The organism is Lentzea chajnantorensis (assembly GCF_054300775.1).
Genome location: NZ_JBSDZT010000002.1, coordinates 7,747,518 through 7,767,638 on the forward strand (window position 1 = coordinate 7,747,518; position 20,121 = coordinate 7,767,638).

At 69.5% G+C, this 20,121-nt stretch carries 18 protein-coding genes; 5 read left to right on the top strand and 13 right to left on the bottom strand.

Features of this window, described 5'->3' with window-relative positions; translation table 11 throughout:
* The first annotated feature begins 1 nt into the window (after position 1).
* Positions 2-2,005, top strand: coding sequence for a S9 family peptidase (locus tag ACVDFE_RS36970; protein ID WP_458433703.1), 2,004 nt, complete (start codon positions 2-4; stop codon positions 2,003-2,005).
* Here the strand turns inward: ACVDFE_RS36970 and ACVDFE_RS36975 are convergent.
* Both ACVDFE_RS36975 and ACVDFE_RS36980 read right to left on the bottom strand, forming a co-directional pair.
* Positions 1,975-3,018, bottom strand: a complete 1,044-nt coding sequence (locus tag ACVDFE_RS36975) for a DUF4192 domain-containing protein (protein WP_458433704.1) — start codon at positions 3,016-3,018, stop codon at positions 1,975-1,977. The two genes, ACVDFE_RS36970 and ACVDFE_RS36975, sit on opposite strands and share 31 nt — an antisense overlap.
* Before the next feature lie 165 nt (positions 3,019-3,183).
* Positions 3,184-4,983: a Xaa-Pro dipeptidyl-peptidase gene (locus tag ACVDFE_RS36980; RefSeq protein WP_458433705.1), complete on the bottom strand. Its 1,800-nt coding sequence runs from the start codon at positions 4,981-4,983 to the stop codon at positions 3,184-3,186.
* Between the two features lie 107 nt (positions 4,984-5,090).
* Between ACVDFE_RS36980 and add the strand changes: the two genes are divergently transcribed.
* Complete coding sequence (gene add, locus ACVDFE_RS36985) at positions 5,091-6,404, top strand: adenosine deaminase (RefSeq protein WP_458433706.1); 1,314 nt, start codon at positions 5,091-5,093, stop codon at positions 6,402-6,404.
* Here add and ACVDFE_RS36990 read toward each other — a convergent pair.
* Together ACVDFE_RS36990 and ACVDFE_RS36995 are read right to left on the bottom strand one after the other, a co-directional pair.
* Entirely contained in the window at positions 6,387-7,409 is a 1,023-nt protein-coding gene (locus tag ACVDFE_RS36990; protein WP_458433707.1) for an ATP-binding domain-containing protein, read from the bottom strand. The genes add and ACVDFE_RS36990 overlap by 18 nt on opposite strands.
* Positions 7,321-8,409: a HelD family protein gene (locus ACVDFE_RS36995; protein ID WP_458433708.1), complete on the bottom strand. Its 1,089-nt coding sequence runs from the start codon at positions 8,407-8,409 to the stop codon at positions 7,321-7,323. The genes ACVDFE_RS36990 and ACVDFE_RS36995 overlap by 89 nt, the downstream gene beginning before the upstream one ends.
* Before the next feature lie 258 nt (positions 8,410-8,667).
* Here ACVDFE_RS36995 and ACVDFE_RS37000 point away from each other — a divergent pair, with 258 nt between their 5' ends.
* Both ACVDFE_RS37000 and lspA read left to right on the top strand, forming a co-directional pair.
* Positions 8,668-9,969 (top strand): 6-phospho-beta-glucosidase, encoded by a 1,302-nt coding sequence (locus tag ACVDFE_RS37000; RefSeq protein WP_458433709.1) that lies wholly within the window; start codon positions 8,668-8,670, stop codon positions 9,967-9,969.
* Positions 9,970-10,024: 55 nt separating this feature from the next.
* Entirely contained in the window at positions 10,025-10,510 is a 486-nt protein-coding gene (gene lspA / locus ACVDFE_RS37005; protein ID WP_458433710.1) for a signal peptidase II, read from the top strand.
* On the opposite strand, the gene ACVDFE_RS37010 is transcribed toward lspA, so the two are convergent.
* The 7 genes from ACVDFE_RS37010 to ACVDFE_RS37040 all read right to left on the bottom strand — a co-directional run bounded on the left by ACVDFE_RS37010 (position 10,476) and on the right by ACVDFE_RS37040 (position 15,678).
* Positions 10,476-11,159 carry an endonuclease V gene (locus tag ACVDFE_RS37010; RefSeq protein WP_458433711.1) on the bottom strand — a complete coding sequence of 228 codons (684 nt, stop codon included), beginning with the start codon at positions 11,157-11,159 and terminating at the stop codon, positions 10,476-10,478. The two genes, lspA and ACVDFE_RS37010, sit on opposite strands and share 35 nt — an antisense overlap.
* Complete coding sequence (locus ACVDFE_RS37015) at positions 11,137-12,102, bottom strand: DUF3500 domain-containing protein (RefSeq protein WP_458433712.1); 966 nt, start codon at positions 12,100-12,102, stop codon at positions 11,137-11,139. The genes ACVDFE_RS37010 and ACVDFE_RS37015 overlap by 23 nt, the downstream gene beginning before the upstream one ends.
* Positions 12,103-12,159: 57 nt before the next feature.
* Positions 12,160-12,588 (bottom strand): hypothetical protein, encoded by a 429-nt coding sequence (locus ACVDFE_RS37020; protein WP_458433713.1) that lies wholly within the window; start codon positions 12,586-12,588, stop codon positions 12,160-12,162.
* A gap of 342 nt (positions 12,589-12,930) precedes the next feature.
* A complete protein-coding gene (locus ACVDFE_RS37025) occupies positions 12,931-13,860 on the bottom strand; it encodes an MBL fold metallo-hydrolase (RefSeq protein ID WP_458433714.1) in 930 nt (309 codons plus the stop codon).
* A gap of 35 nt (positions 13,861-13,895) precedes the next feature.
* Positions 13,896-14,324, bottom strand: a complete 429-nt coding sequence (locus ACVDFE_RS37030) for a CBS domain-containing protein (protein ID WP_458433715.1) — start codon at positions 14,322-14,324, stop codon at positions 13,896-13,898.
* A 142-nt stretch (positions 14,325-14,466) separates the two neighbouring features.
* Positions 14,467-14,625 carry a hypothetical protein gene (locus ACVDFE_RS37035; protein ID WP_360398432.1) on the bottom strand — a complete coding sequence of 53 codons (159 nt, stop codon included), beginning with the start codon at positions 14,623-14,625 and terminating at the stop codon, positions 14,467-14,469.
* Between the two features lie 123 nt (positions 14,626-14,748).
* Positions 14,749-15,678, bottom strand: coding sequence for a hypothetical protein (locus ACVDFE_RS37040; RefSeq protein WP_458433716.1), 930 nt, complete (start codon positions 15,676-15,678; stop codon positions 14,749-14,751).
* A 416-nt stretch (positions 15,679-16,094) separates the two neighbouring features.
* Here ACVDFE_RS37040 and ACVDFE_RS37045 point away from each other — a divergent pair, with 416 nt between their 5' ends.
* On the top strand, positions 16,095-16,853 hold the full coding sequence (locus tag ACVDFE_RS37045) for a bestrophin-like domain (RefSeq protein ID WP_360398436.1): 759 nt from the start codon (positions 16,095-16,097) through the stop codon (positions 16,851-16,853).
* Between the two features lie 3 nt (positions 16,854-16,856).
* Here the strand turns inward: ACVDFE_RS37045 and ACVDFE_RS37050 are convergent, their stop codons facing one another.
* Together ACVDFE_RS37050 and ACVDFE_RS37055 are read right to left on the bottom strand one after the other, a co-directional pair.
* Complete coding sequence (locus tag ACVDFE_RS37050) at positions 16,857-17,522, bottom strand: EcsC family protein (protein WP_458433717.1); 666 nt, start codon at positions 17,520-17,522, stop codon at positions 16,857-16,859.
* Positions 17,523-17,592: 70 nt separating this feature from the next.
* Positions 17,593-20,070, bottom strand: coding sequence for a PEP/pyruvate-binding domain-containing protein (locus ACVDFE_RS37055; RefSeq protein ID WP_458433718.1), 2,478 nt, complete (start codon positions 20,068-20,070; stop codon positions 17,593-17,595).
* Positions 20,071-20,121: the final 51 nt, after the last annotated feature.

Here is a 20,121-nt window from a genome sequence, read left to right on the forward strand (position 1 = left end):
GATGACCGACTTCGCCTCTTTCGAGAGCTACAACTCCACCCCGCGGCTCGCGTCGCTCGCGCTGTCCCCGGACGGCACGCGGCTCGTCACCGTCGTCTCCTCGCTCGCGCCGGACGGCAAGACCTGGCAGGGCGCCCTCTGGGAGGTCGACCCCACCGGTGAGCGGGACGCCACCCGCCTCACCTACTCCACGAAGAGCGACGCCGCGCCGGTCTTCGCGCCGGACGGTTCGCTGCTGTTCCTGTCGAAGCGCCCGGACCCGCTCACGAAGCCGGACGAGGCCAAGGACAAGACGGCGCTGTGGCGGCTGCCGGTCCGCGGCGAGGCCGCCGAGGTGCTGCGGCCCGGCGGCGGGGTCGGCCAGGTGCGTGTCGCGGGCGAGACGCTGCTGCTGACGTCGTACGCGCACCGCCTCGCGGAGTTCGGCGGCGAAGACGACGCCAAGCGCAAGGCCCGCGAGGACGCCGGCGTGACGGCGATCCTGCACGAGTCCTACCCGATCCGGTACTGGGACTCCGACCTCGGCCCCAGCTACCCGCGGCTGTTCTCCGTCCCGCTGGACAGCCCGGCTGCCGAGCACGTCACCGCCCTCAGCGACGACTCCGAGAGCAGGCTGAGCGACGAGGACATCGCGCTCAGCCCCGACGGCAGGTGGGCCGTCCACGGGTACGCCGTCGACGTCAGTGCCGCCTACGGCCGCCGGACCGAGCTGCGGCTCGTCGCCACCGACGGCAGCTCCTCGCGGATCATCGCCTCCGAGGAAGGCTTCTCGTTCTTCGACGCCGCGTTCACCCACGGCTCCTCGGACGTGATCGCCATCCGGTTCCGCGAGTCCACCGCGGACGCGCCGTACCGCAGCAGCCTGGTGCGCATCGACCTGGCCGACGACTCGATCACGCCACTGGCGCCGGACTTCCAGGAAGAACCGGCGCACCCGGTGGTGAGCCCCGACTCCTCGGCCGTCTTCTTCGTCGCGAGCCACCTCGGGCACCAGCCGGTGTGGCGGCTCGACCTCGCCACGGGCGAGGTCACGAAGCTGACGCTCTCGGGTTACTACAGCGACGTGGTCGTGAGCCCGGACGGCGAGACGCTGTACGCACTGCGCAACTCGGTCGACCACCCGCCACAGCCCGTGCGGTTCGCCAGCACCGGAGCTGACCAGGACCCGGTGCGGCTGCCCGCCCCCGGTGCCCTGACCTCGGTGCCCGGCACGCTCACCGAGGTCTCCACCGTCGTGGCCGACGGCAGGACCGTCCGCGCCTGGCTGGTGCTGCCCGACGGTGCCTCCGCGGACTCCCCCGCCCCGCTGCTGCTCTGGGTCCACGGTGGACCCGTGATGAGCTGGAACGGCTGGACGTGGCGCTGGAACCCGTGGCTCATGGCCGCCCGCGGCTACGCCGTCCTGCTGCCCGACCCCGCGCTGTCCACGGGGTACGGGCCCGACTTCATCGCGGCCGGCTGGGGTCGCTGGGGCGCCGAGCCCTACACCGACCTCATGGCCATCACCGACGTGACCGTCGAGCGGCCCGAGATCGACGGCTCGCGCACCGCCGCCATGGGCGGGTCCTTCGGCGGTTACATGGCCAACTGGATCGCCACCCAGACCGACCGGTTCCGCGCGATCGTCACCCACGCCTCGCTGTGGCACCTCGACGCGTTCTCCGGCGCCACCGACGACTCGTACTTCTGGATGCGGGAGATGGGTGACCCCATCACCCGGCCCGAGCGGGTCCTCGCCAACTCCCCGCACCTGCGGGTCGCCGACATCAAGACGCCGATGCTCGTCATCCACGGGGACAAGGACTACCGGGTCCCCGTCGGCGAGGGGCAGCGGCTGTACTTCGACCTGGTCCGGCACGGCGTCACCGCGAAGTACCTTTACTTTCCTACGGAAAATCACTGGATTCTCACCCCCGGGAACTCTCGGGTCTGGTACGAGACGGTGTGGGCGTTCCTGGCCGAGCACGTCCTCGATCAGGAGTGGGAGCGGCCGGAGCTGCTCTGAGTTCCCGCGGAGAGCAGCTCGCGGGCGTTCAGGACGGCCTTGTCCGCCAGCGTCTTGAGCTCTTCGGGAGGCAGCGCGGCGCTCAGTGCGCCGCGCAACAGCCGCGCCAGCGCGTGGCCGAAGCAGGCTTCTTCGGCCACGTCGAGCGCGACCGACGCGAGTCCGCCGTCGCCGCGGTGGTAGGCGAAGAACGCCAGGAGACACGCGGGTTCCGCGCGTTCCGGTGACGGGCAGGACCTCGTGAGGTCGAGCCACAGCCGTTCGGCCGCCCTGGCGTTGTTCTGCACCGCGTACGACAGGCAGGCGTCACGCACCTCCGGGTGCGCCAGGGCTCTGCTCAACGCGACGATCTCCGCGTCGGACAACGGTCCCTTGCGTTGCTCCGAGGCGTCGATCGCGGCACGCACGCGACGGAGTTCCGCTGCCGGCTCAGGCGGTTCCTCGGTGTTCATCAGCTCGTCGAGCAGCACGGACCTGCGTTCGCGGGCCTCCACCGAGTCGAGCGTGACCACCGCTGCCAGCGCGGCGCGCGACTCGAACGTCACGTTGCCGTCGCTCGCGCACGCCGCGGCCACTGCGGACACCTGCGGGTCCGGCAACCGCCCGTGGCAGTCGAGGTCGAAGTAGCAGTACCACGGTGCGTCCTTCTCGCACGCATGCAGCCACACGGCTTCGAGGACATCGATGCCGTGCCCGCCGAGACTGTTCGCAAGTGCGGTGATCAGCGGCTCGTGCGGAAGCTCCTCCGGCATGTGCTCAGAGGGTGCGCTGATGACCGCGAGGATCACGCCCTCCGCGCCTTGCTCCAGGAGCGGCATTTCCAGCTGGGCCACCAGAAGCCCTCTATGTCGCGTGCGGGGCAGGTCGACGCGCATCGTCATGGAGACCGCGCCGTCCCGCAGGACCAGCACGACGAGCGACTCCGTCGGGTGGAAACCCATCAGGTGCGGGATGGCCGCGTAGAGGTCGCCGGGGGCGCGGAGGCGGATCGGTTTGGGGAGGGTTGTGGGCATGGTGCCACTGTGGCGGGTGGCTGGGCTGTGGGGCTTCGTTGATGTGGAAGCTGTGGATTACTCGTGAGTTGTGGACAGGTTGAGATCTTGGGGCGCTCGGGTTCGGGAGTGAGTGCTATCGTGCCGCGCTTCAGCCCTCACGAGACCGAAGCGCGGCACCACAGCTCAGAACGTCTGGAACAACGCGCGCCAGCCGCCGACGACCGGCAGCTCGACCGAGGTCCTGGCGAGGTCCAGCGAGAGGCCGGCACCCGGCTTCGGGCGCAGCGTGTAGTCGTAGTCGCTGGAGATCAGCACGAACTCGAGCCGGTGCCCGGCCTGCAGGACGTAGTCGTCCGGCACGATCGGCACGTCGACGTCGTAGAACTTGCCGGGTTTGACCGGCGAGGTCTTGTCGGGGCGTTCGCGGTTCTGCGGGTCGGTCCAGCCGCGGGTGATGACGTGCGACCTGCCGTCCGGAGCGCGGTCGACGAGCAGCGTCGTGACGTTGGCGGCGGGACGGTCGAACGCGACCCGCAGGTGCGCGGTCGACTTGCCGGACAGGCGCAACGGCTTCTGCGTCGGCTCGGTCGCGTAGGACAGGCGGTTCGGCGAGGTGGCCTGGTCGATCAACGACTCGGCTGTCTTCGTCGCGTCGTCGGTCAGGTTCTCCACGCCGTGGCCGGGTCGCAGGCCGAGGCCGCCCTTGGCCGGTCCGCCCGCGGACAGCCGCAGCCGCACGTCGGACGTGCCGGGGGCCGGCCAGTCCTTCTCGTCGACCCACGTCTTGTCCTCGCGCTGGATCGTCGCGCGCGGCTCCTTGTCGATGCCGTTGCGGTGGCCCCACAGGTACTGGGTGAACCAGCGGTTGAGGGTGCGGCGCCACTCGACCGAGCGGAGCGTGTCGGCGTCGGTGTGGCCGGACTGGTGCAGCCAGATCTTGTGCGGCACACCGACCTTCTTCAGCGCCGAGTACCACTGCTCGACGTGCGTCATCTTGACGTTCCAGTCGTTGAGCCCGTGGACGGCGAGGACGGCCGCACGCACCTTGCGGACGTCGTTGAGGTAGTTGCGCTTGTCCCAGAACCGGCTGTAGTCGCCGGTGATGCGGTCCTGGTCCTTCGCGATCTCGGCGATGATCGGCTTGCAGATCTCGCGGTCCGCGCGGGTGTAGACGTAGTCCGCGAGCACGTCGGCGTCCTCGCCCTGGAACGTGCCGGGGGCGACGACGGCGCCGTCCGCGCGGTAGTAGTCGTACCAGCTGGAGATCGCGGCGATCGGCACGATCGCTTCGAGGCCGCGGACGCCGGTGGAGGCGACGGCGTTGGGCAGCGTCCCGTTGTAGGAAACACCCATCATGCCGGTCTTGCCGGTCGACCACGTCGCCTTGATCGCCTCGCCCGTGGCGGTGCGTGCCGACGCACGGCCGTTGAGCCAGTCGACGACGACACGCGCGCCGATCGTCTCGTTGACGTCGCCCGTCGTTGGGCACCCCGTGGACTTGCCGGTGCCGAGCGACTCGGCGTACACGACGGCGTAGCCGCGTGAGATGAAATAGGACTCGTAACGACCCGACGTGATCGGGTTGGGACCGAGGGCTGCGGTGACGCGTTCGTCGGAGGAGGCTTTGAGCAGACGGCCGTTGCGCTTGTCGGGGACGTACAGCTCGACGTCGACGTTGTGGTTGGGAACGTCGTTGCCGCCGGAGAAGTACGGGCTGACCATGTAGACGACGGGGACCTTGAGCCCTCGTTCGGTGGCACGCGGCCGGACGACCTCGGTGTAGACCTCGTCGTCCTTGCCGTCGCGGTCGCTGTCGACCGGTGCGCGGACCCAGAGGCTCTCCTTGACCACGTCCTTCGGGTCGAAGACGGGTTGCGCCTCGCCGTCCTTGAACACCGGCCCCTCGGCAGCGGTGGCCGTGGCGGGCAGGAACGGCAGAACTAGCACCGCGGTCAGCAGTGCGACTCTTCGTGCGCCCCTCACGAGGCACCCCCAATGCGAAGCCGGGGACAGGGATTCGCCCTGCACCCTTCCCCGTGACTGCAAGACATGTCACCCGTCGAACGGCTCTTGACCTGAGAGCATGGACCGTGCCCATTTCCGACTTCGTCCACGCGTTGCCGAAGGCCGAGCTGCACGTCCACCTCGTGGGCGCGGCTTCCGTCGACACCGTCCTCGCGCTCGCCCGCAACCACCCAGGCGGTCCGGTTCCGACCGACGAGGCCGAGCTGCGGAAGTTCTACGAGTTCACGGACTTCCGGCACTTCATCACCGTGTACGGCGTCGTCAACGACCTCGTCACGACCGGTGAGGACGTTCGCACGCTGGTCGTCGGGTACGCGCGTGACGCGGCGCGGACCAACGTCCGGTACGCGGAAGTCACCGTGAGTGCGACGAGTCACCTGCGGGCCGGCATCGCGCCCGACGAGCTCGTCGAGGCGTTGGCCGCGGGACGGGCTGAGGCGTTGGAGCTGCACGGTGTGACATTGCAGTGGATCTTCGACGTGCCCGGCATCTGGGATCGCGACTGGGGCATGACGAGTGCGCGGTTCGCCACCGAGCACCGGCCGGAGGGGCTGGTCGGGTTCGGGCTCGGCGGGTTCGAGGCGGACTCGCCGCGGACGAAGTTCCGCGAGGCGTTCGCGATGGCGCGTGATGCCGGGCTGCACATGGTGCCGCATGCCGGCGAGACGATGCCGCCCAGCGAGATCTGGGCCGCGGTGCGGGACCTGCGTGCCGAACGGATTGGACACGGCGTCAGCGCGGTGCAGGACCCGGAGCTGCTGCGGTACCTCACCGACGAGGGCGTCGTGCTGGAGGTGTGCCCGACGTCGAACATCCGGACCGGCGCGGTCGCGTCGCTGGACGAGCACCCGTTGCCGCGGCTGGTGGAGGCCGGTGTGCCGGTGACGGTCAGCACCGACGACCCCGGCATGTTCCACACCGACCTCGACCGCGAGTACCTGGTGTGCCACGAGCAGTTCGGGTTCGGGAGCGATGAAGCTCGCGGAGCTGGCGCGAGCGGGAGTTCGGGCGTCGTTCGCGCCGGATGCGTTGAAGAAGCAGCTGTTGAAGGAGATCGACGCCGTATGACCACCGTGAACGTGGTGACGACGACCGTGGACTCCGCCGAGGCGGCGGAGTCGTTGGCGAGAGGGGTCGTCGAGGCACGGCTGGGCGCGTGTGTGCAAATCGTGCCGATCCGCAGCGTCTACCGGTGGGACGGTGAGGTGCGCGTCGACGACGAGTGGCAGTGCGTCGTGAAGACGTCTGCCGCTCGCATCGACGAGCTGATCGCGCACATCAAGAACCAGCACAGCTATGACGTGCCGGAGGTCGTCGTCACCCCCGTCGTCGGGGGCAACGACGATTACCTCCGCTGGGTCTCAGAGGAGACTTCGTAGGTGACGCGGGAGCGGCTCGGTGTGCAGGACGCCGAGTCGTTGCGTCGCCCTCGTCAACGCCACGTACAGCTCGCTCGGGGTCATGAGCTGCGGTTCGACGACGATGACGACGTCGAACTCCAGCCCCTTGGACGACCTCGGCGGCATCCAGCCGTCGCCGATCACGGCGATCGTGCGGCCGGGCAAAGCTTCGGCGTGTGCGTCGAGCTCGTCGCGGACCGCCGCTGAGAGGTCGGTGACGCGGCGGGCCCAGGGGCGGACGCCGGTGCTGCGCACTGACGTCGGTGCGGCGGCGTCGGGGTCGACGAGCTTCAGCACCGGGGTGGCGACGGCCATGATCTCGCCGGGAGTGCGGTAGTTGACCTCCAGCCTGCGGTAGGTGAAGCGGTCGAACACCGAGCCCCAGCTGCGGGCGCCGCCTGCGGCTTGGCGTTGCGCCAGGTCGCCGACGACGGTCATCGACCTGTTGGGGCAACGACGGAGCAGGACGCGCCAGTCCATTGCGGACAGCTCCTGTGCCTCGTCGACGACGACGTGGCCGTAGGTCCAGGTGCGGTCGTCGGCAGCTCGTTCGGCGAGCGTGCGGTGGTCGCGTGCCTCGTGCCGGTACGCGAGCGTCTCGGCGTTGACGAAGTCGGTGACGATGTACTCATCGTCGTCGGCACGCTCATCGATCGACAGCACGTCCATGACACCGCGGGCGTAGGCAAGTCCTTCCTCTTCCTCCCGCCGCGCCTGGCGTTCGGCTGAGCCGTCCGAGCCGAGCAGATCGGCGAGCTCGTCGAGCAGCGGCACATCGGACACCGTCCACGCGTCGGCGGCTTCGCGGTACAGCTCGGGTGCGCCGATCCGGTAGCACCGGCCCGCGTACAGGTCGGCGAGCAGCTGCTCGGGTGTGAGCTCCGGCCACAACCGGTCAACGGCGTCGCGCAATGCCGTGCTGTGGCGCAGCTCGTGCCGCACGTCCTCCTCGATCTCGGGCCAGTCGACGCCGATAAGCTTCATCGCCGGGGCGACGAAGCTCTTCGGCGAGAGCGAGGAAGAAGTACTTGCGTGCCGCGTTGTGCGGTAGCTCGTAGTACCGCGTCTTCTCGCGTGCGACGGCGGCGACGTGCGCGTCAAGGGGGACGACGACGTCCTCAAGCTCGATTTCGATGGGCTCGTCGGGGAGCTCCTGCCGGTCGGCCACGGCGACGGCCAGCAGGTCCAGCACTGATACATGGCCTTTGAGGTGTTGCAACGACGGGGTGTCCTCGACGTCGGTGACCACTCCGGGATAGAGCTCGCCGGGTGTTGCGAACACGACGTCGGTCTCCCCCAGCGATGGCAGCACGTCGCTGACGTAATGCAGGAAACCGGTGTTCGGTCCGACGATCAGGACGCCGTGGCGGGAAAGGCGCTCGCGGCGCGTGTACAGCAGGTACGCGACGCGGTGCAGCGCGACCGCGGTCTTGCCCGTGCCGGGGCCGCCTTCGATCACCAGCACGCCGGGGCCGGAGTAACGGATGATCTCGTCCTGCTCGGCCTGGATGGTCGAGACGATGTCGCGCATCGTCGCGGTCCGCGGCGCGTTGAGGGCGTCGAGCAATGCGGTCGCGTCGGCCAGCAGCTCGTCGTCGTGGAAATCGCGCAGCTCCCGGTCGCGGACGCGGAAGTGGCGGCGCAACACGAGGCCTTCCGGATTCGCGGCGGTCGCGGTGTAGAACGGCCGCGCCGCCGGCGCGCGCCAGTCCAGCAACAGCGGCTGGAACTCGTCGTCGAACAGGCCGACGCGCCCGATGTAGGTGCTTTCGCCGTTCTCCGAGTCGATCCGGCCGAAGCACAGACCGTCCTCCGCTGCGCGGTACTTGCCAATCTGCCTGGTCAGCACCTGGACGCTGGCTTCACGGTCCAGCCGTCCGGTGTGGGTGTCCCGCAGGGCGGCCGCAAGATCGGCGGCCGCTTTGTTCCGTTCCTGGTCGAGCTTTTCATACAGAGAGGTGATCCGTGCCTGTTCGCTCGCCAACACCTTGCCCCCCGTGATACAATAAATCTATCTTTCCGGAATATTCATTCCGAAACCCCAAATCTATTCTTTGTAGCACAGATTTGGCGTGCGCGGGAACCCCTTCGGGACTTATTTTCAGGGCAATGCGCGGGTAGTCCGAGCTGCGGGAACTGTCGCCGCTGCGGTGTGCGAACCAAGGATCTTGCTGATGCCTGTGCAGCGTTGGTTGTACGGTGCGTACTGCGGGAGAAATGTCGCCGGTGCGGAGTGGTGGGCATGAAGCTGGTTGTTCTCGGTGGCGGTGGGTTCCGCGTGCCGCTCGTATATCGCGCTTTGCTCGCCGACCGGTCCCCCGGCCGCGTCACCGAGGTCGTGCTGCACGACGTCGACGCCTCCAGGCTCGTGGCGATCAGCGGCGTTCTCGCCGAGCTCGCCGCCGATGTGCTGGATGCTCCCGTGGTGACGACGTCGACGGATCTCGACGAGGCGGTGCGTGGGGCGGACTTCGTGTTCTCGGCGATCCGCGTGGGCGGGCTCGACGGACGCGCGGCCGACGAGAGCGTCGCGGCCGGGCGCGGGGTGCTCGGGCAGGAGACGGTCGGGGCCGGCGGTGTGGCGTACGGGTTGCGCACTGTGCCGGTCGCGCTCGACATCGCACGTCGTATCTCGGTGCACGCGCCGGACGCGTGGGTCATCAACTTCACCAACCCTGCCGGCATGGTCACCGAAGCGATGGCCGCTCACCTCGGTCACCGGGTCATCGGCATCTGCGACTCCCCCGTCGGGCTCGGCCGGCGGGTCGCCCGCGCGGTCGGCGCGAGCCTCGACGACGCGTGGCTCGACTACGCCGGGCTCAACCACCTCGGCTGGCTGCGGGGTGTGCACGTGCGCGGGCGGGACGTGCTGCCGGATCTGCTGGCCGACACTGAGCAGCTGGAGTCGTTCGAGGAAGGCAAGCTCTTCGGGGCGGAGTGGCTGCGGACGCTGGGCGCGATTCCGAACGAATACCTGCACTACTACTACTTCACCCGCGAGGCGGTGGAGTCCGGTGCATCGCGTGGGGCGTTCCTGCTGGAGCAGCAGAAGCAGTTCTATGCGGCGCCGTCGTTGGCGAGCTGGGACCGGACGCGTCTGGAGCGTGAGCAGACGTACATGGCGGAGACTCGTGACGAGGAGCGGGACAGCAACGACCTCGACGGTGGCGGGTACGAGCAGGTCGCGCTCGCGTTGATGCACGCCATCGCGGCGGACAAGCGGACGACGTTGATCCTCAACGTGCCGAACAGGACGACGCTGTCGTGCCTGGACGCCGATGCGATCGTCGAGGTTCCGAGCTTGGTCGACGCCAACGGCGCGCGGCCTGTGGCGGTCAGCCAGCTGCCGGACGAGGGCGTCGGGCTCGTCACCGCGCTCAAGGTCGTCGAGCGCGCGACGATCAAGGCGGCTATCAGCGGCGAGCGCGCGCATGCCGTGAAGGCGCTGGCGCTGCATCCGCTGGTTGATTCCGTCAACGTTGCTCGGCGGATCGTGGACGCCCACCCGTTGCTGTCCGGGGCGTTCGGAGCACGCGGCGACTGATGTACCGGTGGCCGTTGCCGCACGGTGCCGGCGGCTTAACTACGCTCGTCGGCAAATGGACACCACCACTTCTCGCCGCGTGCCGCTCGTGATGGGCATCGCCGTGCTCGTGCTGCTGCTGGACCAGGCCACGAAGTTCTGGGCCGAGAACGCGCTGACCGGACGCGCGCCCATCCCGGTGCTCGGGGAGTTCTTGCAGCTCAGGCTTCTCTACAACCCCGGTGCCGCGTTCTCGATCGGCGCGGGGTCGACGTGGGTCTTCACCATCGTCGCCGCCGTGGCCGTCGTGTTCCTGACGCGGTACGGGCTGCAGCCGCAGACCCGGCTGCGGGCGGTCGCACTGGCGTTGATGCTGGGCGGCGCGACGACGCACCTGCTCGACCGGTTGTTCCGGCCGCCGGGTTTCGCGCGCGGGCACGTCGTCGACTTCATCGACTACAACGGCTGGTTCGTCGGCAACGTCGCGGACATCGCGCTTGTCTGCGGTGCGATCCTGCTCGTGCTGCTCAGCTTCCAGCCGCAGAAGCAGCCTGCCGAGTGAGCGCGTCGGCGCGGCGGGTCGTCTCAGGCAGCCGGTAGCGCGGGGCCAGGCGGAGCACCTCGGCGCACGCGCGGTCCAGGTCGATCTTGTGCCCGACCGACACGAACACCGGCTTCACACCGTCCTGCGTGCGCAGTGCGCGGCCGACGACCTCGTCGCCGTCGGCGCCGTCCATGACGAGGTCGCTCGTCGAGCCGCGCTTGTCGCCGGGCGGGTCGAACCTGCCCATCGGGTTCTTGGCCACGCCGATGCTCGGGATGCCGGTGTGCACGCCGAGGTGGCAGGCGAGACCGAACCGGCGCGGGTGGGCGACGCCCTGGCCGTCCGCGACCAGCAGGTCGGGGGTGACGGTGAGCTGGTCGAGGGCGCGTAGCAGCACCGGCATCTCGCGGAACGCGAAGAGCCCGGGGATGTACGGGAAGTCCGTGGTGTCCTCGACGACGACCTCGTCGAGGACGGCCAGCGTCGTTGCATCGAACACCACGCAGACGCCGACAACCGAGTCGTTGCAAAGGCCGGTGTCGCGGTAGCCGACGTCGAGGCCGGCGACGGTGTCGATGTGCAGGTCGGGGGCGCTGGTGGTGATCACCTGGTTGCGCAGGTGTTCTTGCAGCGCGATGGCGTCGTCAACCGTTCTGGGCCATTCCACGGGCGACAGTGTGCCGTGACGTGTCGTAGTGGGCGGCGAGGAGGTCGGCGCCGAAGTCACCGGAGTGTCGGCGCCACACGGTGTGGATGTGGTTGGCCTCGTTGGCCGTGTTGTCGTATTCGATGAGCAGCTCGGGACCTTGGACGCGGTAGTAGTGGCCTTCGCCGCGGCGCAGCGAGCCTTCCCACGAGAAGTGCAGGCGGTCGGGGTCGAGCGCGGCGAACTCGTCGTCGGCGAGCTCGAACGCGAGCCGGTCCAGGTAGAGGCGGACGATGTCGACGAGCAGCTCCCCCGCCTGTTTGCCGAGCTGCGCGGGTGTCACGCCGACGGGGTCGGACGGCGTGATGCGCGAGGCGTTGCCGGTGCGGATGTCGTGCGGGGCGGTGTCCGAGACAACGGCTAGGCCGCGAGCGGTCGGGCCCATGCGGTCGAGCAGCTCGCGGGCCAGTTCCTCCTCCAGCCGCAGCGGCTGGCTGACGACGCGGCCTCGGTAGGTGACGCGGGACGGGTTCGCGCCGAGGAAGAACGGGGTCGCCGAGACGCGGCCGTCGGCGACGATGACGTTCACGGACAGGTGGTGCCCCTCGACTCGCCACCCCCACGGTTCGTCGCCGCCGGGCGCGCCGAAGAGCACCGTCCAGTAGTCGCCGCTGTGCCGGTCGCGGTGGCCGCCCTCGCGGTGGTCGAGCACGTCTTCCAGAGCCATCACCGCCGCGACTTGTGCGTAGGCGTGTGGGCTCAGCACGGTCGCGAGCATGCCGTGAACGGCTTTGCGCTGATCACGTCGTAGCCCGCCGAACACGAGGCCGGAGCGGTCGCCGGGAGTGTAGGCCCAGCGGTGCCTGAGGTCGTCGTCGGTGATCGCGCGGACAGCTCGGTCGCGCTGGTCGTCGGCGAGCAAACCAATGTATTGGCGCGTGGCGTCAGCGACGTCGTGCAGCATCACTCGAACTTATAGGCCGGGCAGCTCGTTGCGCTGCTGATGACGTCGAGGTTCGTGTCACCGGGTGAGCACCGGGGCCTGCTTCCGTTCGATCCGGCGGGTCAGCGGTAGCAGCACCAGCGGGACCAGGACGGCGGCGGCCAGCGAGACGACGTTGCCGATCCGGTCAGCCACCGGCATGTGCCCCAGGTGGAACAGGTGGAAGGTCATGTGCGGCACCGCGAACACCAGGTAGCCGACCAGCACGGCCTGGGTCAGCGCGCGTTCGAGTGTCACCGCCGCGAACACCAGCATCACGCACAACGCGAGGTTCAGTGAGCCGAAGTCGCGCAGCAAGTGTTCGTTGAACGGCGGGAAGTAGGACACCCATGGGTTCGTGGGCAGCGGGAAGTTGTCGTAGAAGCTCTGCGGCGCTGCCAAGGGCCAGACGCCGATGACGGCTTGGACGACGGCGAGGAACGCGAGACCTGCGCGAAGAGTGCCCATGTAGATATGGACGAGACGCGAGCTCCTCTTGTGACGCGGTTGGGTGCTGGAAGCGATCCTCGGCGTGCTCGTGGAGCCGGGGGCCGGCAGCGGAGCAATCACCTGAGGGCGCCGGCGGTACCGCGCGTCACGTTGCGCAGCTCCGGCTGGACGGAGAGCGCCGAGCGGCTCGACAAGGTCGACGCGCCTTGGAAGAGCGTCCTCGCGTGCTCAAGCAGGTCGTTGAGACCGCGCAAACGTGAAAACCGCTTTTGCAATGAGTCTTTGGACGTCGTCGTCCAAAGACTCATTGCTAAGCAGCAGGTGAGGGCAGGGTGGTGAAGGTGATATATCGGTCGCGAGCTAAGCGTGGCAGGTGATGGGGCCGCCGTGGAGGATGGTCATGTCCTGCCAGACGCGGAGCAGTTCGAGGCGTTCGGAGAGCGGTTTGCCGTCGAGCTCGTGGTACGCGCGGTGGAGGTTGCCGACGAGTCGTTCGGACTCCTGCCACGACGAGAAGCGGGACGGGCCCGCGCCCTGGACGACCTGCAGAGGGGCGCGGCCGGCGGCGTGACCGGTGGCGGCGAGCTCGGACAGGTACGTCGTGTAGGCGACGAGGTCGTCGAGGACGCGGATGATGTCGGCGCCGCGCAGCAGCGGGCCGTGGCCGGGCACGAGGACCTCGGCGTCGAACGCGCGCAGGAACTCCAGGGCCGACAGGTAACCGCTGATGCTGCCCTCCGCGAGGAACGGCTGGCCGCCCGCGAACACCAGGTCACCGGTGAACAGCACGCGCTCGTCGGGCAGCCACACGACGGTGTCGCCGCGGGTGTGGGCGGGACCGGGGTGGTGCAGCTCGACGACGCGGTCGCCGAGGTGCAGCGTCAGGGACGAGGTGTAGGTGAGCGACGGCGGGCGCACTTCGAGGTGGCCGTAGTCCGGGCCGGTCAGCACCTGCGCGGCGAGCAGGCCGGCGGTGAGCACCTCGTCGCGGCAGGCGTCGTGGGCGACGATCACCGTCGACGAGGGGACCAGCCAGTTGCCGAAGGTGTGGTCGCCGTGGTGGTGGGTGTTCACGACGTAGTTGGGCGCAGCGTCGGACACCGTCGCCACCGAGGCGAGCAACGCGCGGTTGCGGGCCTCGGTGGACGTGGTGTCGACAAGCAGCAGCGTGCCGTCGGAGCCGACGACGACACCGGTGTTGTTGATCATCCAGGACCCGTCGGGCTGGACGTAGGCGTGGACGGACGGCGCGACCTCGACCAGTTCGGGCTTGCCGGGAGAAGGCTTCACCCGGCTGAGCCTAGTGAGGGGCGAGCCCGGTGAGGTCAGCCCTGGGCGATGTAGGCCTGGAGCTGGTCCTGGCTCTGTTCCAACTGTCCGATGCGGCTCTTCACGACGTCGCCGATGGACACGATGCCGACCAGTTCCCCTTCTGCCACAACGGGAACGTGGCGGAACCGCCGTTCGGTCATCACGACGGTCAGACTGTCCACTGTGTCCGAAGGCGTGCACGTGAAGACCTCGGCGGTCATGATCGACGACACCGGTGAGGTCAGCAGCCCGGCACCGGTTTCGTGCAGCCGGCGCACGACGTCGCGTTCCGACACGATGCCCACGACACCGGACGGGCCGACGACCACGATGGCGCCGACGTTGTGCTCCGCGAGTGTTCTGAGGAGATCGGACACCGGTGCGTCCGGGGCGATGGTCGCAACCGCAGAGCCCTTGGTCCGCAACACGTCAGCGATCCTCATCAGGCGCCTCCGATCCTGTCGGTCCGGTAGCACCTCAGGCTAGAGCGGATCCGGACAGAACGGGAGATCGTCCCACGAAGGGAGCAGGGGGACACGAGCAACGCGCGTCCCCCTGCCGTGGCCGCACCGGTTCGGGCGTCGGCTACGCGGATCCGCGGCGACGGGCGGCGAACTGGCGCGGCGGGACCACCGGAACCCGTTGCTGGGGCAACGCGAACCGGGTGTTCTGCTCGGCCGGCTGCTGGCCGCGCTTCTGGGCGCGGCGAGCGGCTCGGTTCGAGGGCGGGGTGGCAGCAGGCATGCGAAAGCCTCCTCTGTGACGAGGGCGTGCAAGGGCACGGCGGAAACGACAGCCGTGGAAAAGGACCCGCGAGAAGGGTCACCAAGAGCACACGCGGCAGCGGCGGAAGCGCTGCGGGGCTTCTCAGATGATGAGCATGACGGCAACGGTAGCGGCGCCGACCGGCGCCGCCAACCGATTTATCCGCGGGCGCGTGCGGCGGCCGCTCCGGCCCCCAGCATCACCAGGACAACCGTGACGATCGCCCACTTGCGGGACTTGGTCATCGGCGTGGTCTTCGGGTCGAGCGGGAAGCTCCGCACGGGACTGCGGTTCCCGCCGCGCCGCGCGTACCGGGACCGGCTGCGGCGAGGGTGCAGGTGCGGATGGCACCACCGCGGCGGGCGGGACGGCGGGGGCGACCGGTGCGGCCGGAACCGGGGCGGGCGTCGACACCCGGGGCGGCACAACGGGAACAGGTGCGGGCGCCGGTGGGACGTCCGGCTTCGGCGTGGGCGGTACCACCTGCGGTGGCATCGGCGCGGGCAGGCACCCGGCGCCGTCGATCAGGCCGAACGGCTGGTCGGTGGACAGCTCCACGGCGGCGCCGTCCGCGATCCGGTAGACGCGGCTGCGACCTTTGTAGCCGTTGTTCACCGCGTAGATCGTGCCCGCCGAGTCGATCGCGACGGCACCGTAGGTCGACTTGCCGGGCAGCCCCGCCACCTCGGCCCGCCGCACCGACCGCCCCGACACCGGGTCGAACGTCACGACCTCGCCCGGTCCGTGGCCCGCCGCCGAGACCCCGGTCAGCCCGCCGCCGGGTCCGGGGGTGAAGTCGTCCAGCGCGAGCGCCGGCCAGTCCAGCGCCACCGACCGCACGATCCGCAGGTAGGACGCGCTCGCCGGGTCGATGTCGATCGCGTGCAACCGGGCGTTGTCGCGCACGTAGAACGTCATCCCCACGACCGCGCCCGCGGACACGTCGTCGGTGCGGAACCACGGCGCCACGACCGGCCCGAGATCGTTGACCACGCCTTTGGTGTCGATGAGCACGACGTGCGTGGGATGCATCCAGCTGTGGTGGCCCTTCGAGGTGAGACCGACCAAGCGGCCCAGCACGGAGGAATAACCCAACGCATTCACCGAGTAGTCGATTCGCGCTACCGGGGTCACCCCACCGGATGACACGTCGAGCCGCGTGAGCGTCGACCACCCACCACGGTGAACCGCGCGGACCTGGAACGCGTCGCACGCCACCGGTGCGGCTTGGGCAACAGCGCTGGTGAGCGGGGTGGAAAGCGCGAGAAGAGCGGTGACGCCACCCAGGGCGAACGCATTCCTGCTCCACCGGAATGGAGCAGCTTGATACGACAACCGGGTAATTCTGCTGTTGCCGCGCATTCCCACCTGACCATTGCTCGTGACCGGACCGCGCTGTACCGGCCACAGTAGACCGTGGTCTAATCCCACACCAGAAAGGGGCCGAATTGAGTATTTACGTGTCCGGTCTGCTCTGGGTTCTCGGCGCGGCCGTGGTCTCGTCCGTCATCGTCGTCTTCACGCGCCGGTTCAACTCGGAGGAGGTCGGCGAGAAGAACCTCGCTGTCGGCGGCTCGGTGTTCAGCATCGTCGCCGGCCTGCACGCGGTGCTGACCGCGTTCATCCTCATCTCCCTGTTCGACGCGGCCAACGCCGCCGAGGAGCAGGTGCAGAAGGAGGCCAACGCGCTGGTCGCCGTCACCTGGTCGACCGGCTCGCTGCCCGAGCCGGCGAAGTCCCGCGTCGACCAGCTGGTCCGCAGCTACGTGCAGACCGTCGTCGACGAGGAGTGGCCGAAGATGCGCGAGGGCGAGAACGTCGACGGCAAGGGCTGGAACACCCTCAACCAGCTGCGGGACACCATCGCGGCGACCGCGCCGGACGGCGGCTGGCAGGAGGACCGCAAGACCGAGGCCGCGAACCAGCTGTGGGAGGTCTACCAGGCCCGCCAGGAGCGCGTCGACGCGGCCGACGGCGGCGTCAACCCCGTCGTCTGGCTCGCGCTGCTCATCGGCACCGGCCTGTCGCTGCTGTTCCCGTACCTGTTCGGTGGCCCGAACCTGGTGTCACAGCTGCTCATCACGGTCACGCTGAGCTCGACGCTGGTGCTGCTGCTGTTCGCGATACATCAGTTGCAGAACCCGTTCAGCGGCGGTGTGCAGATCTCACCGGACGCGTTCACCTCGACGCTCGACCGGCTCAGCTGACGGTTACCGCGACTCGGCCGTTCCGCCCGCTTCCTCGATCTCCACGGACAGCACCTCACCGTCGATGACGCTCGGCAACGGGTGCTCGCGGTCCGTCTGGGTGAAATAGCGGTTCGCGAACGCGCCGACCGCCCTGGTGGAAGCGGCGTCGACGCCACCGCCGATGACGCCGCCCAGGACCGGAACGCCCTTCACGACGACCGAACCGAGCTTTTTTGTACCGTATTTCGTGATGAGCGCCGAGGCGGCCTTCTTCGTGAACTGCTTGATGCCGACCTTTTTGAACAGTTCGGTTCCGGCATTGCCGAGCAGGCACAGCAGGATGGCCGTCTGCACTTCCTCGCTGTCGACGTCGTGGCCGCGCAAGGACGCGATCGACGCGATGAGGTGCGTCTGGATCACGTACGCGGCCGCGACGTTGGACGGCAGCGAGATCGGCAACGTGATCAGCCCGCCGAGGTTCGTGATGAACCCCTGCGCACCGGCCAGCGCCACGTGCGTGCGGACCAGGTGCCGGACCGCGGCGGTCTCGTCGCCCTTCTTCGCCAGGGCGTCGGTCGCGGCTTCGCGAGCGCTCTTGAACGGGCCGAACCCGTCCACACCGGCGCGCAGCAGGTAGTCGGCGATGCCCTGCTGAGCCTTGCTCAGCTCACCCTTGGAGTCGGCCACGACCCCGAGATTACGCGTCCGGGCGCCGCGGCGACGTGTCAACGGCCGGTAGCAGCGTTGTTCGTCGCCCTCAGCCTGGTGTGGTCACCGCGCCGGTGCTGCCGTCGACCGTGATGCGGTCACCGGTCCTGATCCGCGTCACGGCCTCGCGCACACCGACCACGGCGGGGATGCCGTACTCGCGGGCCACGACGGCGCCGTGCGAGTTCGCGCCGCCCATCTCCATCACGAGCCCGCCCGCGGTGAGGAACAAGGGCGTCCAGCCGGGGTCCGTCGACGGCGCCACGAGGATCTCGCCGGGTTCGAGGTGTGCGCCGACGGGGTCCATCACGACGCGCGCGGCTCCGGTGACGGTGCCCGCCGACGCCGGTGTGCCGACGAGGTCACCTTCCACCGCGGTGCCGTGGTGCACGGCTTCGGCGTCGGTGCCGTCGGAGAGCAGCACGCGCGGGATGTGCCGGCGCCGCATCTCACGGTCGTACACCTCACGCCGGCGGGCCACGACCTCGCGCAGATCACCCTGCGTGGAACGCAGTTCCTCGAAGTTCAGGAAGAACACGTCGTCGGCGGCCCGGAGCCGGCCCTGCGCCACCAAGTCCGCCCCGGCCCGGGCGATCCGCTCGCGCAGCACGCCGAACAGGGTGATCACCAGGTACTTCGGGTGCTCCCGCAGACCGGCGAGCACCCTCGTGCGGCGCAACGCGAAGCGCACGAACCAGCCGCGGCCCCACGAGCGCCGCGCCAGCGTCTCGATCATCGCCTCGGCCTCGGCGGCACCGCGGGCGAACACCGCGTCGGGAGCGGCGTCTGCGTCCTCCAGCAGCAGGAGGTTGCGCACCACGCCGATGACGTGCGCCGGGTCGTCCGACCAGCGCGGCAGTCCCAGGTCGATCTCGGCGACCGCCCGGTGCCCCCACTTCGCCAGGAACGCGTCCAGCGCCGCCGGGCGTTCACCGTTGCGGAACTGCCGCAGGGCGGCCGGGTCTCGGCGGATCTCCCGCGCGAGGTCCCACATCGCCAGGTCCATCTCGGTGGTGACGTTGTTCGGCAGGCCGCGCAGCACCGCCTGCAGCTCCCCCGGCCTGACGTCGACGACCTTGCCGACGAGCCCGAGCAGCGCGAACCCGGCGAGAGCGGTCGGTGCGAGCCGCGGCAGCACCGGGACGACGCACTGCCGCAACGCCTGCTCGACCGTCAGACCGGCGGCTTTCTCCAGGACCTCGCGTTCCAGTGCACGAGCGCCGCGTGCGGCCTTCTCCGGGTCGGCGAGCGCCCTCAGCACGGTCTGCGGCGCGTGGAAGCGGCGTGCGAGCCGGAGGACGCGCCGGAGCGCCGGCATCGGCGAGGAGCTCGTGACGGCGAACCGCGGGTCGTCGAACAGCCCGCGCAGCACCTCCGCCGACCGCGCCTCCATGACCCCGAGCAGCCGGGTGACGAACTCGCGGCCCACCCGGCTGCGCAGCACCTTGGTGACATCGAAGAAGATGCGCTCACCGACCTCCACATAGGACTGACTGGCCGGGTCGCCGATGACGATCTCGAACGCCGACCCGGCGATCTCCCGGAACACCGCGCGGCCCATCGGCGTGATCGGCCGTTCCAGCCCCTGGGCGAGGCTGAAGCAGAAGTAGGCGTGACCGGCTTTGTTGTTCTCCGGCAACGGGAACAGCGTCGTGATCGGCCGCGCCTGGGTGAGGTGGAGCGCGCCGGCGGCGTCGATCGCCCACTCGACGTCCTGCGGGCTGCCGTAGTGCGCCTGCGTCCTGCGGCCCAGCTCGGCGAGCGCGTGGACCTGGTCGTCGGTCAGGCACGGCCCGTCGGCGGCGTCGACCTCGACGTGCTCGGTGCCGCCGCCGGGCAGCGACCTGATGAGGAACCGCTTGTCCCCCGGGCGCCTCTGCACGATCTCGGTGCCGTCGACGACGAAGTGGTCCGGGTTCACCGCCCCGGACACGACCGCCTCGCCCAGGCCGGGGCTCGCGTCGATGACGACCTGGTCGCGCGTGCCGGTGACCGGGTTCGCGGTGAACAGCACGCCGGACACCGCGGACTGCACCATCCGCTGCACCACGACGGCGAGGTAGGTCGTGCGGTGGTCGATGCCGTTCGTCTCGCGGTAGCTGACGGCGCGGCCGGTCCACAGCGAGGCCCAGCACCGGCGCACCGCGTCGACCACGGCGTCCTCACCGACGACGTTGAGGAACGTGTCCTGCTGGCCCGCGAAGCTCGCGAACGGCAGGTCCTCGGCCGTGGCACTGGAACGCACCGCGACCGGGACGTCGTCGCCGAGGCCCCGGTACGCGGCGACGACCGCGTCCCTGATCTCCTGCGGCACCGGGGTTTCCAGCACGGTGCGGCGCGCGTTCCCCGGTGTGGTGCCCGCCGGCGCGCCGGCTCCCGCGACCGCGCGGTACGCGTCCGTGGTGACGCAAAAGCCCTGCGGCACCGGCAGGCCCGCTCGGGTGAGCTCGCCGAGGTTCGCCGCCTTGCCGCCCACGACGGCCGCCATCGTGCCGTCGATCTCCTCGAAGTCCCTGACGAACGCCATCGCAACCCCTCCGCGGTCTGCCCAGGGGATGACGCTACGAGCACACGGCAA

Coding starts and splice junctions, on each gene's coding strand:
- ACVDFE_RS36970 (WP_458433703.1), top strand. CDS start 2: ATGACCGACTTCGCCTCTTTCGAGAGCTACAACTCCACCCCGCGGCTC.
- ACVDFE_RS36975 (WP_458433704.1), bottom strand. CDS start 3,018: ATGCCCACAACCCTCCCCAAACCGATCCGCCTCCGCGCCCCCGGCGAC.
- ACVDFE_RS36990 (WP_458433707.1), bottom strand. CDS start 7,409: ATGAAGCTTATCGGCGTCGACTGGCCCGAGATCGAGGAGGACGTGCGG.
- ACVDFE_RS37000 (WP_458433709.1), top strand. CDS start 8,668: ATGAAGCTGGTTGTTCTCGGTGGCGGTGGGTTCCGCGTGCCGCTCGTA.
- lspA (WP_458433710.1), top strand. CDS start 10,025: ATGGACACCACCACTTCTCGCCGCGTGCCGCTCGTGATGGGCATCGCC.
- ACVDFE_RS37015 (WP_458433712.1), bottom strand. CDS start 12,102: ATGCTGCACGACGTCGCTGACGCCACGCGCCAATACATTGGTTTGCTC.
- ACVDFE_RS37020 (WP_458433713.1), bottom strand. CDS start 12,588: ATGGGCACTCTTCGCGCAGGTCTCGCGTTCCTCGCCGTCGTCCAAGCC.
- ACVDFE_RS37030 (WP_458433715.1), bottom strand. CDS start 14,324: ATGAGGATCGCTGACGTGTTGCGGACCAAGGGCTCTGCGGTTGCGACC.
- ACVDFE_RS37035 (WP_360398432.1), bottom strand. CDS start 14,625: ATGCCTGCTGCCACCCCGCCCTCGAACCGAGCCGCTCGCCGCGCCCAG.
- ACVDFE_RS37040 (WP_458433716.1), bottom strand. CDS start 15,678: ATGCATCCCACGCACGTCGTGCTCATCGACACCAAAGGCGTGGTCAAC.
- ACVDFE_RS37055 (WP_458433718.1), bottom strand. CDS start 20,070: ATGGCGTTCGTCAGGGACTTCGAGGAGATCGACGGCACGATGGCGGCC.